A 13,019-nucleotide genomic window follows, 5' to 3' on the forward strand; every position below is an offset into this window, starting at 1 on the left:
TTTTGTAATTAATTATACTAAATTTAGTTTAATAGGATTATATATTTAATATATATAAATGTCAACGAAATATTAAATAAATTTTAGTATTTTTAAATTTTATATCTTTAGAATAAATAGATTTCAAATAGGATAATTATATTGTTTATCTTTCTAAACATCATAAAAAAAAGAACCTGTCCTTTATGCAATTTCATGCAAAAAAGAAAAGTTCTTATAGCAATTTTTGTTCTTAATTTAATACAATAGATATCATTTCAAAAGTTGATAAGAGGTATGCTCTTGAAGCAAACTTTTTTTGGTTTCTCAAATCGAACAAATCTATTTAATATAAAGCCGGTGATATAACAGCAACCGCTTCTACATCTTCATCACCGGGATTATACAACTGGTGATATGTTTGCTGGGGTACATAAATGCTATCCCCCTCATTTAAGATATATACATCGTCACCAATATGATATTCCAGTGTTCCTTTTAGAACCAAAGTACATTCCGCCGCTTCCTGGTGATACTGCACCATGGTACTGCCCCAGCTTTTTGCACCTAATTTAAAACATAACATTTCCATTTTAGTACAAGCATTTTTGTTTCTACTATAGGGTGTTACAAACTGGTACTCCATATTAATATCGGCAAACTGAATTTTCGTGCGGTTATCTCTGGTGATTACTGTAACTTGTTCTTGCTCCTCTTGGGAAAAAAGAGAAACCAAAGGAATTTCAATCGCTTCTGCAATACGCATCAAAACAGACAGAGATGGACTGATTAAATTACGTTCAATTTGTGAAATATATCCGGGGGTCACCTCAGCTTTTTCAGCCAAATCCTTTGCAGTGATTCCCTTTTCCACTCTTGCAGCCTTTATTTTTTCTCCAATCATGAAAACCATCCTTTCTGTTTCATATTCTCCCCTGCAACAACCATAAACCCAATCATGGTAAATTCAAAACAAACGAAAAGATTTTTTATCAAATCTTTTGCGTTTTTCAAAGCAATTATACCATACTATTTTTATAAACTCAAAGAAATAAGAATTATTTCTATATATTCTAATACAATCAAAGCCCTTTTTTCGTGTGACTTTCGTATAAAATCAATATTGTCTAGTACAGTTTTAAAACAATCAATAATATAGTCATTAAAATCAAACTAAATGGGAGCATCAAAGAGTTTAAAACGGCTGCAGCGGAACGATCATAACCACAGCGTTCAGTATAAATCGGCGCAATACTTAAAATAGGCGAAAAAACAACAATGGAAAGTATTTGTCTATGTAGCAACGGCCCTGGTAAGTAATGATAAATCAAATAGGAAAATACGCAAGCGATTCCAATCCTTAATACAAAAACACTCCCCATATCTTTTAAAACACTTTTTTTCATTTTAGGTTCAAACATAATCCCGATTAGAATCATTGCCAAAAATGTATTTGCCTGACCCATCATGGTTGCAAGATCAAATATAATATTGGGTAATTGAATGTTTAGACTGCACAATAAAATCATAACCAAATATGCTACGAAGGGCATAGATGAAAATAATGTTTTTAGAATTTCTTTCACGCTTACATTACCTTTTCCTTTTACAATAAGGGTGGCAATGGTAAAGGTAATTCCAAAAACCATAATGGCGTTACCCACATCAAACATACAAACAACCGCCACTGCATCCGAGGCGAAGAAGCTCTGCATAAAGGGCAACGTACAAAGTCCAATATTATAACCGGAGGCATTGATAATAAAAAATGCTCGCTCTGAGGGCCGTTTTTTTCTTGTAAGGAGTAGAACCAGACTAATTGCCACAAGATTTGTTATGAAGCCCAAGGCAATATCCATCAGGAACGAAACATCCAGGCTAAGGGTTCTAAAATTACTTATAATTACCATTGGCAAAGTAATTTTCATAACCAATCTAGACAAAAGGTCGGTATCCTTTTGAGAGAATAACCCACCTCGTTTTAGCCCAAAACCCACGCCAATCATAAACAAAAACCCGAAAGCTTTTGTCAAGACAATTTCCATAGTAGTGTTATCCCTCCCCCTTCAACCTAAGCAATGTCTTATGAATGAAAAAAGACCTTTTGTGCAAAACAAAAGGTCGGTTTCTCAATTAATAAATTACAGTTTTGCTTTTGCTGTAGCTACTAATGTAGTGAATGCAGCGGGATCGGAAACAGCTAAGTCAGCCAACATCTTTCTGTTGATGTTAACGTCAGCCATTTTTAAACCGTGAATCAGCTTGCTGTAAGAAATATCATTCAATCTTGCTGCTGCATTGATTCTTGTGATCCAAAGGCTTCTGTATTCTCTTTTTGTCTGCTTTCTGCCGGCAAATGCGAATGCCATAGCTTTCATTACAGACTGCTTTGCAACTCTGTATTGTTTGCTTCTAGCGCCACGATAGCCTCTAGCCAGCTTCAATACTTTTTTATGTCTTTTTCTCGCGTTTAACGCGCCTTTCACTCTTGCCATGGTAAAGTCCTCCTAAAAATATACTCGAAATTATGCGTATGGTAACAGTCTCTTTTTGATGCTGTTCAATACAGTTTTATCAACAGTTGTAGCGTGTCTCAAGTTTCTTTTTCTCTTTCTGGACTTTTTGCCAAGAATATGCTGTGTATTGGATTTCTGTCTTTTCAGCTGACCTGTGCCAGTAATTCTGAATCTCTTCGCTGCTGCTTTTTTTGTTTTCAACTTAGGCATAATGTTAAAACCTCCTAAAATAATCCTAGCAGATATATCTGCTGCTTATGTCTTGTTGCTTTCTTCCATCCTGCGGATTAGCTCTTTGGTGCAAGGAACATAACTAAGCTTCTACCTTCCATCTTGGGTTCTTTTTCAACCACACCAAACTCTGCAGTTTCGTTTGCAAAGTTCTCAAGAATGACCATACCCGCCTTAGAATGACCAATTTCGCGTCCTCTAAAACGAATACTTACCTTTACCTTATCCCCATCCTTCAGGAATTCATTCGCTTTTTTCACCTTTACCTGAACGTCATGAGTATCGATACCAGGAGACAAACGAAGTTCTTTCACGTCTACAGTTTTTTGTTTCTTTCTGGCTTCTTTTTCTTTCTTAGCCTGATCGAATTTATATTTACCATAGTCCATGATACGACAAACCGGAGGCTTCGCAGTCGGGGCAATTTTCACCAAATCCAGCTTCTTTTCATCCGCCATCTTCTGCGCATCTTTAGAAGACACGATTCCCAACTGTTCCCCATCTTCGCCAATCAATCTAATTTCCTTGTCTCTGATTTGCTCGTTGATCATTAATTCTGTAATAGCAAAGCACCTCCCAAATTATTGTACCGTTATCCGCAAGTGCGCAAAAAAAAATTGCGCCGGAAGAAACCCGCCGCACACAGAAAAACAGAGTAAAGCCCTGCTTTAAAAATCGTGTATTAACCTTATAAAGCCCATGCCATAAGGTGAGAAGCGGAACTTCTTCTTTATTACCCTAGTAGTATAGCATTAATTGACAACCACGTCAATAATTTTCTAAAGAAATATTTAAATATGGGTGCAGATATTTTAATCTGCACCCGAAACCAGCTTAGTTCATACTTCTTGCTTTAATTTCTTCTTTAACTCTAGAGATAACATCTGCCAAATCTACCTGACCCTCATCGCCATTCTTTCTGGAGCGCAGGGAAACCTTATTTGCTTCCACATCCTTTTCGCCCACAACGATAATATAAGGTACTCTTTCATTTCTCGCTTCTCTTATTTTATAGCCAATCTTCTCTGCACGATAGTCAGTTTCAACACGAATACCCTCTGCATCTAACTGATCAGCCACCTGTTTCGCATAATCAGCAAACTTTTCGGAAATAGGCAATACTTTTACCTGTACAGGAGAAAGCCATGTAGGGAACTGACCTGCAAAATGCTCAATCAAAATACCAATAAAACGTTCAATAGAACCAAAAGCAACACGGTGAATCATAACAGGGCGTTTTTTGCTGCCATCTGCCGCCATATATTCCAAATCAAAACGCTCAGGCATCTGCATATCCAGCTGGATTGTGCCACACTGCCATGTTCTGCCGATGGAGTCTTCCAAATGGAAGTCGATTTTAGGGCCGTAGAAAGCACCGTCGCCTTCATTTACAATATAGGCAATTCCATTCTCATCCAAAGCGCTTCTCAAGCCCTCTGTTGCCAATTCCCAAGCTTCATCAGAACCCATGCTATTTTCAGGTCTTGTGGAAAGCTCAATATGATAATTAAAGCCAAACTGACGGTAAACCCCATCAATCAAACGGATAACGCCGCTGATTTCATCTTTAATCTGTTCTTCTGTCATGAAGATGTGCGCATCATCCTGATTGAAGCAACGTACACGCATCAAACCGTGCAGAGCACCGGATTTTTCATGTCTGTGAACCAAACCGATTTCTGCAACACGCATAGGCAATTCTCTGTAAGAATGCATATCCTGCTTATAAACCAACATACCACCAGGGCAGTTCATTGGCTTAATGCAATAATTCATTTCATCAATCATTGTGGTATACATATTGTCTTTGTAGTGATCCCAATGACCGCTGTTTTCCCACAAATGCTGATTCATAATAATAGGTGTTGAAACTTCAACATAGCCTGCTTCTTTATGAATCTCTCTCCAATACTCCAATAAAGTATTTTTAATAATCATGCCTTTAGGCAGGAAGAATGGGAAACCAGGGCCTTCATCCAACAGAGCAAACAACTTAAGTTCCTTGCCCAGCTTTCTGTGGTCACGCTTCTTTGCTTCCTCCATCATTGTCAAATATGCTTCCAATTCAGATGCCTTGGGGTAAGAAGTACCGTAAATGCGAGAAAGCATTTTGTTTTTCTCGCTACCTCTCCAGTAGGCACCTGCTACAGAAGTCAATTTAATTGCTTTGATATATTTTGTGCTCATCAAGTGAGGGCCTGCGCACAAATCTGTAAAATCTCCTTGCTTATAGAAAGAAATGATTGCATCTTCAGGTAAATCCTGAATCAATTCAACCTTATAAGGCTCATTTCTCTCTTCCATATATTGAATAGCTTCTCCACGGGGCAATTCAAATCGTTCAATTGCCAAGTCAGCCTTTACAATTTTTTTCATTTCAGCTTCAATTTCTTCCAATTCTTCAGGTGTAAATGCTTTTTCACGGTCAAAATCGTAATAGAAACCTTCAGCAATGGAAGGGCCAATTGCCAGTTTTGTATCTGGGTAAAGATTCTTTACAGCCTGAGCCAAAATATGAGAAGTTGTGTGGCGGAATGCCATTTTTCCAGCTTCATCTTCAAAAGTACAGATGCTTACTTCCGCATCTTTGTCTACAACAAAACGCAAATCTTTAACTTCTCCATCAACAATACCTGCGCAAGCATTTCTTGCCAAGCCTTCGCTGATTGCCTTTGCAATATCCAGCACAGATACTGCCTGTTCAAATTCTTTTACAACGCCATCTTTCAGTGTAATTTTCATAATTTTCCTCTCCTTCTCGATATAAACAAGATTTTTCGGAAAGCAGACTGCAATAAAAAAGCTCCCGTCCACTTTCCTTTCGGAAAGGGACGAGAGCATAATACTCCCGCGGTTCCACCCTTTTTGTTAAAAAACCACTCATTTATAACTGTAACGTAGTCAACGGGCTTTATTAGAGCCACTCCGAGGTGGTTTTCGTGCTCTTTCTTAACGTAGGACATTTCCACCCAAGACTATGAATAATCTGATGTCCCTCTCTGGCCGTTTTGAAAGGACTACTGTCCTCATCAACGCTTTCTGTTCTTCAATTGAAACACTTCTGATTATAGCACTAAAAACTAACTTGTCAACACTTTTGCTAAAAAAATAAAGTCACTAAACACAATTTTAAAATACTCAATGATATACATTTACCTTTTCAAGTTACATAAACACTCTGTTGGAATCTTGCTTTCATATTTAATAATTACCCTAAAAACCCAACTTCTATTCCAATTTTACTTCAGATTTTCAAAACCATTTATTTTTCTTGAAAAAATAAATTCCTCCAATAATAAATAGTATGGAGATGATGATTACCATGGCATATCCATACTTCCAATCATACTCCGGCATGGTAAAATTCATGCCATACCAACCTACAATTAGGGTCAAAGGCAGGAAGATTGTTGTCACCACAGTAAAAACTTTCATGGTAGAGTTTAAGCTAATATCCACCTCTGCCTCATAAGATTCCCTCACTTGAGTAACGGAATCCCGTAAGTTTAAGACACTTTGAAACCTTCTCTCCGTCCTTCGATTTAACATTTTGAAGGAACGCAAAGTTTTGCCATCAAAAATGCCATTTTCATTCTCTCCTAGTATATCCAAAACATTTAAATATTGTTCATAATATCTCTTTAGAAACATTAGCCTTTTTCTAAGGCTAATAATGTTGGCTACACAATTGTGTTTTTGAGAAGTGATTAGTGCTTGCTCCAAATCCATAATCTCTTTTTCTAGGGAATCAAAAACCTGATAGTCCTCTCTGGTTTGCGCCTCAAAGAATAGATAGATAATACGGTTTAAGGAAATTTTTTCACCCAAGCTTTTTGCACTTTCTTCTAACAGCTCCATAACACGCTCTTTTTGAGAGGTAAAGAAAAAAGCCCGTCCTTTTTCCAGATAAATGATTACACTACCAAAACTAATCATAACTTTTTTGAAATCAGGCATTTCAAGGCTGATGCAATCAAAGTTTTCAAAAGAGTCGTATTTTGCATAGCCGAATCGCCGAGCTTCTTCTAAAGTTTTCATGGAAATACCCCAAGTATTTGCCCTGCCTTCCATTTCCTCGTATGTGGATATGGACAAAAATTCTTTATTCTTCCCTTGATTTTTTTCTAAGAACGGGCAGATTTTATAATTCCCCTCTTCGATTGTTAAAAACACAGCAAACCGCCCTTTCAAGTGATAATATTAAGTTGAATATACAGCTATTTATTTAAATTTCACAGCCGTTCCATATGCCATAACTTCCGCTGCCCCTGGTGTAACGGAACTGGTTGCGAATCGCACGTTTATCACCGCGTCAGCACCCATTTTTTCTGCCATTTTAATCATACGTTCCGTGGCGATATTTCTCGCCTCTATCATCATTTCTGTATAACCGACAAGTTCTCCCCCAACAATGCTTTTTAATCCGGCGCCAATGTCCTTACCAATATGCTTTGACTGAATAGTAGCACCTTGTACTAATCCAAGCATATCAAATTCCTTGCCGGTAATATAGTCTGTATTCACTAAAATCATAGTTATCCCCCTTTTCACTTTGGAAATATACTAAAACAGACAATCATATTTATCATGCCCTCTTTTGAATTAGTATACACTGCAAGTACTCGAATAAAAGATATACATATTATACCATAGTTCCAATGATGAATCATAGGTTGAAAAATAAAATTTCATTATAAAAACCCCGCACTTTGCAAAATCTATGCAACGAACGGGGTTATCATTTAAATCATTTTAAAACTTATAGCACCTTTGCAAGAAAAGCCTGTAAACGCTCGCTTTTGGGGGTTTCAAAAATCTCTTCAGGCGAGCCTTCTTCTACCTGTTTTCCGTCAGCCATAAACATTACTCTTGTGCCAACTTCCTTTGCAAAGCCCATTTCATGGGTTACAACCACCATAGTCATATTATCCTTTGCCAGTTGTTTCATTACTTCTAAAACTTCGCCTACCATTTCAGGGTCTAAAGCTGAAGTTGGCTCATCAAAAAGCATAACCTCAGGCTGCATGCAAAGTGCTCGCACAATAGCAATACGCTGTTTCTGTCCGCCGGAAAGCTGAGAGGGGTAAGCATTGGCACGATCCTCCAACCCAACTCTTTTCAGAAGCTCCATGGCAATGGCTGTAGCCTCAGCTTCGCTTTTTCTTTGCAGCTTCATTGGCGCAATAATCATATTTTTTAGAATTGTCATATGAGGAAACAAATTAAAATGCTGAAAAACCATACCCATGCGCTGACGATGAACGTTGATGTTTGTCTTAGAATCTGTAATATCTACATCTTCGAAATAAATACTCCCCCCTGTGGGGACTTCCAATAAATTTAGGCAACGCAAAAAGGTGGATTTTCCTGAGCCGGAAGGCCCGATTACAACAACGACCTCACCTTTTTTTATTTCGGTGTTAATTCCATCTAAGGCTTTTATTGCTCCGCCGTTATAATATTTTTGAACATTTTCAACTTTAATTAAAGTCGTATTAGCGTTCACTGTTTCTCAGCCTCCTTTCAAGCTTGCCTACCAGCCACGTAAAGAACATGACCATAACCAAATAAATGAGGGCAATACCAATCAAAGGCATCATAGGAGAAAAAGTTCTGCTTCTGATAATATCCCCCGCCTTGGTAACATCCTGTAATGCAACATAACCAGCAACAGAGGTCTCTTTTAATAATACAATAAATTCATTTGCCAAAGCAGGCAATACATTTTTGAATGCTTGAGGAACAATAATAAACTGCATGGTTTGAAAATAATTAAATCCCAAGCTGCGCCCTGCTTCAAATTGTCCGGAATCAACAGACATAATACCACTACGTACAATTTCAGCTACATATGCACCAGAGTTAATACCAAACGCCAATACAGCTACCAATATCTTATTATTGGAAGAAGCGAAAATTATATAATACATAATCATTAACTGCACAACAACAGGTGTGCCACGGATAACTGTCAGATAGACCTGACTCAAGCCATTTAGCACATTTAAAATAAACTTCCCAAAGCCGGGACGCATTTCCTTTTTGTTTTTATCATATGTGGAACGTATAATTGCAATAAGTACACCAATCACAATACCCAGAATTACGGCAAAAAAAGTTACCTTTAGCGTTACACCCAAACCATCGGTTATATAACGCCAACGGTCCTCGGTAATGAAATTCAATTCAAATTGGGCTTGCATTTTTTCCAGCCATTCAGCCATAGAAACCCTCCTTCTCTTTAGAAACCAAAATAGGGACGAAATTCGCCCCTATGAAAGTCAACAAAGTCATTATTCTTTGAAAAAAGCTCAAAGTTTTTAAGCTTTTTTCAAAGAAGCAGAAGAAGGACGGAAAATCACTTTGGAAGAAAAGCTCACCATTATCCAAAGCATTCTACTTTTCAAGTCCTTCCGCTGCTTAAAAATGACTTTGCATGCATTCTGACAGGGGCAACTCATCCCCAATCCAAGCGTATCAAAAATTATTCAGCCTTGATATATTTATCAATAATCTTCTGTACTGTACCATCAGCAACAAGATCTTTCAGCGCGCCATTCACTTTTTCAGTCAATTCGCTATCCTTAGCGAAGCAGATTGCATAATCCTCTACAGCATATTCTGTATCAAGAATTTTCAAACCTTGATTTGCTTCAACAAATGCTTTTGCAGGCTCTTTATCAATAATTACACAGTCAATTTTACCTGTAGCCAAAGACTGCACTGCATCTGCGCCCTTATTATAACGTTCGATAGTGCCAAGACCTTTGCCTTCAATATCATCGGAAGCATAAATATCACCGGTTGTACCTGTTTGAACACCAACGGAATGTTTTGCGCCTTCTTTCAGCAAGTCGTCAACAGATGTAATTGCAGAATCTTCTTTAACAATTACAACCTGAATGCCTGTAGCATAAGAATCAGAGAAATCTACACTCTCAAGACGATCAGGTGTTACTGTCATACCAGCCATACCAAAGCTTGCTTTCCCGCTTGTAACAGCAGGGATAATGGAATCAAATGCCATATCGTCAATCTGGAAATTATAGCCCAGCTTTTCAGCAATTGCCGCACCGATTTCTGCATCAATACCCACAATGCTCTGACCTTCGTGATATTCATATGGAGGGAACTCCGCATTGGTTGCCATAATTAAGGTTTCCTTTGCTGCATTTTCAGCATCTTTATCACCTGCAGGTTGCTCCGCACCTTTAGATCCACCGCAGCCAACCAAAGCAGCTGTCATTGCAAAAACCATTGTTGTTGCTAAAAAACCTTTCAAAAACTTTTTCATAAATACCCTTCCTCCTGTTTTTCTCTATTCATACATCAAAATATTCATTTTTACTTATGAAATTATACTCTAAAATTGCATAAAATACAATGATATTTTTTCACTATAAATTCTAATTAATAAAAATTTTTTTGTGCAAATTGCTTTATTTAGTCAACTAAATCTCTTTGTCAAAGTGGTTAGGGAACCTTTAAATTACATATGTTTCTAATATTTTCGTAACTCAAATGTATTTTTAGTTGCATAAACATTGTATATTCATGAATCCAATGATTTTATGCTACATTTCTATCAATAAATTCAGGTTTCACTTTAGAATACATAATTTTTTGCTCGCTATAAAGCCCATAATAACCGGATAGCATATAGCTTATTCCGCAGCAAAGAGCACAGTAAACAATGCCTTTTGCACCGAATAACTCAATGCAAAGAAATACGGAGGCAATGGGGCAGTTCGTAACACCACAAAAAACAGCCGTTAAACCCATTCCGGCAGCAAACGATGGGGAAATTCCCAATAAAGGGCCTAAAACACAACCAAGAGTGGCACCTATGAAAAATGTAGGAACAATTTCGCCCCCTTTATACCCTGCTCCTAGGGTAATTGCTGTGAGCAAAATTTTTAGAAAGAAGGCTTCAGGCCTTGCCTCTCCACCAACTGCTTTCTGTATAATATCCATGCCTGCACCATTATAGTCTGTTGTCCCCAAAAGCAATGTAAAGCCCAGCATCAAAACGCCACCAACAAACACCCTTATGTATGGGTTTTCTATATATCTTCTATAAAAACCGGAGGTTTTGTCCATCACAATACAAAACAGCATACTTGCCAATGCACAGCAAATGCCCAGAATGCCAACAGAAAGAACCAATTTTAAATTCAGCCCATCAGGAACACCAAGTAAAGCATATGTAACGGGCAGAAAACCCAATTTTTGCGCCATTGCCGAAGAAACAAGTGCGGCAATTGTAGCAGGCACTATAGCGGAATAGTGCATAATCCCGACGGTAATTACCTCCATTGAAAATATTACCGCCGTCAAAGGTGTGCCAAACAGGGATGAAAAGCCAGCAGCCATACCGCACATAGTAATAATTCGCTCATCCTTCTCATTTAGATTAATGATTCGTCCCAAAAAAGAAGCTATACTACCCCCAAGCTGTAATGCCGCACCTTCTCTTCCCGCTGACCCTCCGAAAAGATGGGTTATGATAGTGCTAATAAAAATCAAAGGAGCCATCTTTAAGGAAACAGCCTCATTTTGTCTAACGGCTACTAAAATAAAGTTAGTGCCACGGTCTTTTTTAATTCCTAACAAATGGTATAAACCAACGATTGCAAGTCCACCAAAAGGCAAACACCACAATATTTTAGGGTGTTCCATTCTAAAAGCCGTAGCTACCTCCAATAACCAATGAAATGTGATGCCAATGATGCCCACAATTCCTCCAACCACGCACCCAATTACTATCCATTTTAAAAAAATGGTAAAAACACTCTCACAACTCATGATGTGGGTCTTTGTTTTTTCCCACACAATAGCCCCTCCTCCCATTAAATCACGAAAACACTTCTGAAAACCCTTTCATCCCTTTTAAAAAAAGGAAGTTGTTCTGTGTATTCAGGACGAAAATCAGTTTTCAGAAAAGCTTTAAACTAAACCTAGTATACATCGTTTCTTAAGACCATTCAAGAAAAGCCTACTTATATTCAGTCTTAAGTTTGAAAATGATTAAATGAATCACAGAAAAATTTGTTTGCCTATAAAATACCTACAAGACAAAATTAAAATAAAAAAAAGCTTCTTTACACATTTGTTTTAGATGTAAAAAAGCTTTTTTATTACTCACGAATGAAAGAAACTAATATTTACTTTTCTAAAAGCGCTTCTTGAAACTTACCGTTTACATAGAAAAGCTCTCCATCTGCAAAAATCTTTCCTTCTTTGGTCATATCTGTAATCATATCCCAATGAATGGCAGATTCGTTTTTACCCCCTGCTTCATGGAACGCCTCACCTATGGCCATATGCATAGAGCCACCAATCTTTTCATCAAACAAAATGTTTTTTGTATGTTGTTTTATGCCATAATTTGTGCCAATGGCTACTTCTCCAAAATAACGAGAGCCTTCATCCGTGTCAATAAAAGATAAAAGCTGTTTTTCTTTCACTTTATTCTTACAGGTAGCTTCAATTATTCGCCCATTTTCAACAGTAAGGCGAACCTCTTCAAATTCATTTCCATTCATAATAGAAGGATAGGAAAAAGTAATGTACCCATTGATGCCATCCTCCACAGGGGAGGTGAATATTTCACCATCAGGAAAGTTTTCTTGACCACAACAATTAATCCATTTTCTTCCTGCAATGGAAACATGAATGTCTGTGTCTTTTGTTAGAATATGCAGTTCCTTTTTATTATTTAGATAATTCGCCCATTTTTCTTGTTTTCTGGCCATTTCCTCCCATTTCCCAACTGGATCTTCTTCATATAAAAAGCCGGCACGATAAACAAACTCTTCATATTCATCTAAACTCATACCTGCATTTTGTGCATCTCCATTGGTGGGGAATTGGGTACCACACCAACGCAGGGAGCCATTCCCCATGCGCTCCGAATAAATTTTACGGTTTTCCCGATTAGCTAAACGACGGTTTTTTAATCTCTCTCCGTCAACAGATTGAAAAACTTTAACGTTTTCACTTCCCCAAGCACTAATCCATACATCACTTTTTGCACATGCACCAAAACGCATATTTTCCCTTGCATATTGCTCTTGAGTACCATTTTTAATAATTTCCGCATCTACTTCGGGAATATCAATATAGTATTCTATCAAAGCACCTTTTTTCAATGCCGCACGGGTCACTGCTTTCACAAAGGGTAACGCCGCCTCCTCGCCGGAAATGGCAACACGGTCACCTGCTTTTACTTTGGTGGAATAGTTTACCAATACTTCCGCCAGTTTTTCCAAACGCTCATCTCTCAAAAAAACA

At 37.7% G+C, this 13,019-nt stretch carries 13 protein-coding genes and 1 other annotated feature; all 13 genes read right to left on the reverse strand.

Going from position 1 to position 13,019, the window contains the following annotated elements:
• Window positions 1-325 precede the first annotated feature (325 nt).
• Window positions 326-883, reverse strand: coding sequence for an XRE family transcriptional regulator (locus NE558_RS09605; RefSeq protein ID WP_256149826.1), 558 nt, complete (start codon window positions 881-883; stop codon window positions 326-328).
• 223 nt (window positions 884-1,106) lie between these two features.
• The gene (locus tag NE558_RS09610; RefSeq protein ID WP_256149827.1) at window positions 1,107-2,024 is read right to left on the reverse strand and encodes an AEC family transporter; all 918 of its coding nucleotides are present in this window, start codon (window positions 2,022-2,024) and stop codon (window positions 1,107-1,109) included.
• Between the two features lie 96 nt (window positions 2,025-2,120).
• Window positions 2,121-2,474, reverse strand: coding sequence for a 50S ribosomal protein L20 (gene rplT / locus NE558_RS09615; RefSeq protein ID WP_256149828.1), 354 nt, complete (start codon window positions 2,472-2,474; stop codon window positions 2,121-2,123).
• Between the two features lie 30 nt (window positions 2,475-2,504).
• On the reverse strand, window positions 2,505-2,705 hold the full coding sequence (gene rpmI, locus NE558_RS09620) for a 50S ribosomal protein L35 (RefSeq protein WP_066049731.1): 201 nt from the start codon (window positions 2,703-2,705) through the stop codon (window positions 2,505-2,507).
• A gap of 77 nt (window positions 2,706-2,782) precedes the next feature.
• Entirely contained in the window at window positions 2,783-3,277 is a 495-nt protein-coding gene (gene infC / locus NE558_RS09625; protein WP_256149829.1) for a translation initiation factor IF-3, read from the reverse strand.
• Between the two features lie 54 nt (window positions 3,278-3,331).
• Window positions 3,332-3,463 (reverse strand) — a sequence feature (ribosomal protein L20 leader region).
• A gap of 97 nt (window positions 3,464-3,560) precedes the next feature.
• Window positions 3,561-5,468: a threonine--tRNA ligase gene (thrS, locus tag NE558_RS09630; RefSeq protein ID WP_256149830.1), complete on the reverse strand. Its 1,908-nt coding sequence runs from the start codon at window positions 5,466-5,468 to the stop codon at window positions 3,561-3,563.
• Between the two features lie 510 nt (window positions 5,469-5,978).
• Window positions 5,979-6,899 carry a CorA family divalent cation transporter gene (locus NE558_RS09635; RefSeq protein ID WP_256149831.1) on the reverse strand — a complete coding sequence of 307 codons (921 nt, stop codon included), beginning with the start codon at window positions 6,897-6,899 and terminating at the stop codon, window positions 5,979-5,981.
• A 48-nt stretch (window positions 6,900-6,947) separates the two neighbouring features.
• Window positions 6,948-7,259 carry a YbjQ family protein gene (locus NE558_RS09640; RefSeq protein WP_256149832.1) on the reverse strand — a complete coding sequence of 104 codons (312 nt, stop codon included), beginning with the start codon at window positions 7,257-7,259 and terminating at the stop codon, window positions 6,948-6,950.
• A 226-nt stretch (window positions 7,260-7,485) separates the two neighbouring features.
• Window positions 7,486-8,232 (reverse strand): amino acid ABC transporter ATP-binding protein, encoded by a 747-nt coding sequence (locus tag NE558_RS09645; protein WP_312061251.1) that lies wholly within the window; start codon window positions 8,230-8,232, stop codon window positions 7,486-7,488.
• Window positions 8,222-8,950 carry an amino acid ABC transporter permease gene (locus NE558_RS09650; RefSeq protein ID WP_256149833.1) on the reverse strand — a complete coding sequence of 243 codons (729 nt, stop codon included), beginning with the start codon at window positions 8,948-8,950 and terminating at the stop codon, window positions 8,222-8,224. Before NE558_RS09650 ends, NE558_RS09645 begins: the two co-directional genes overlap by 11 nt.
• Window positions 8,951-9,210: 260 nt before the next feature.
• Entirely contained in the window at window positions 9,211-10,020 is an 810-nt protein-coding gene (locus NE558_RS09655; protein ID WP_256149834.1) for a transporter substrate-binding domain-containing protein, read from the reverse strand.
• Between the two features lie 275 nt (window positions 10,021-10,295).
• Window positions 10,296-11,558 carry a chloride channel protein gene (locus tag NE558_RS09660; protein WP_330643443.1) on the reverse strand — a complete coding sequence of 421 codons (1,263 nt, stop codon included), beginning with the start codon at window positions 11,556-11,558 and terminating at the stop codon, window positions 10,296-10,298.
• Between the two features lie 332 nt (window positions 11,559-11,890).
• Window positions 11,891-13,012 carry an aminopeptidase gene (locus tag NE558_RS09665; protein ID WP_256149835.1) on the reverse strand — a complete coding sequence of 374 codons (1,122 nt, stop codon included), beginning with the start codon at window positions 13,010-13,012 and terminating at the stop codon, window positions 11,891-11,893.
• Window positions 13,013-13,019 lie beyond the last annotated feature (7 nt).

Source organism: Anaerotignum propionicum (genome assembly GCF_024461735.1).
Classification (GTDB): domain Bacteria; phylum Bacillota; class Clostridia; order Lachnospirales; family Anaerotignaceae; genus Chakrabartyella.

Excerpts from the sequence above, each read along its gene's own strand:
- NE558_RS09605 (WP_256149826.1), bottom strand. The coding sequence starts at position 883 with ATGATTGGAGAAAAAATAAAGGCTGCAAGAGTGGAAAAGGGAATCACT.
- NE558_RS09610 (WP_256149827.1), bottom strand. The coding sequence starts at position 2,024 with ATGGAAATTGTCTTGACAAAAGCTTTCGGGTTTTTGTTTATGATTGGC.
- rplT (WP_256149828.1), bottom strand. The coding sequence starts at position 2,474 with ATGGCAAGAGTGAAAGGCGCGTTAAACGCGAGAAAAAGACATAAAAAA.
- rpmI (WP_066049731.1), bottom strand. The coding sequence starts at position 2,705 with ATGCCTAAGTTGAAAACAAAAAAAGCAGCAGCGAAGAGATTCAGAATT.
- infC (WP_256149829.1), bottom strand. The coding sequence starts at position 3,277 with ATGATCAACGAGCAAATCAGAGACAAGGAAATTAGATTGATTGGCGAA.
- thrS (WP_256149830.1), bottom strand. The coding sequence starts at position 5,468 with ATGAAAATTACACTGAAAGATGGCGTTGTAAAAGAATTTGAACAGGCA.
- NE558_RS09640 (WP_256149832.1), bottom strand. The coding sequence starts at position 7,259 with ATGATTTTAGTGAATACAGACTATATTACCGGCAAGGAATTTGATATG.
- NE558_RS09650 (WP_256149833.1), bottom strand. The coding sequence starts at position 8,950 with ATGGCTGAATGGCTGGAAAAAATGCAAGCCCAATTTGAATTGAATTTC.
- NE558_RS09655 (WP_256149834.1), bottom strand. The coding sequence starts at position 10,020 with ATGAAAAAGTTTTTGAAAGGTTTTTTAGCAACAACAATGGTTTTTGCA.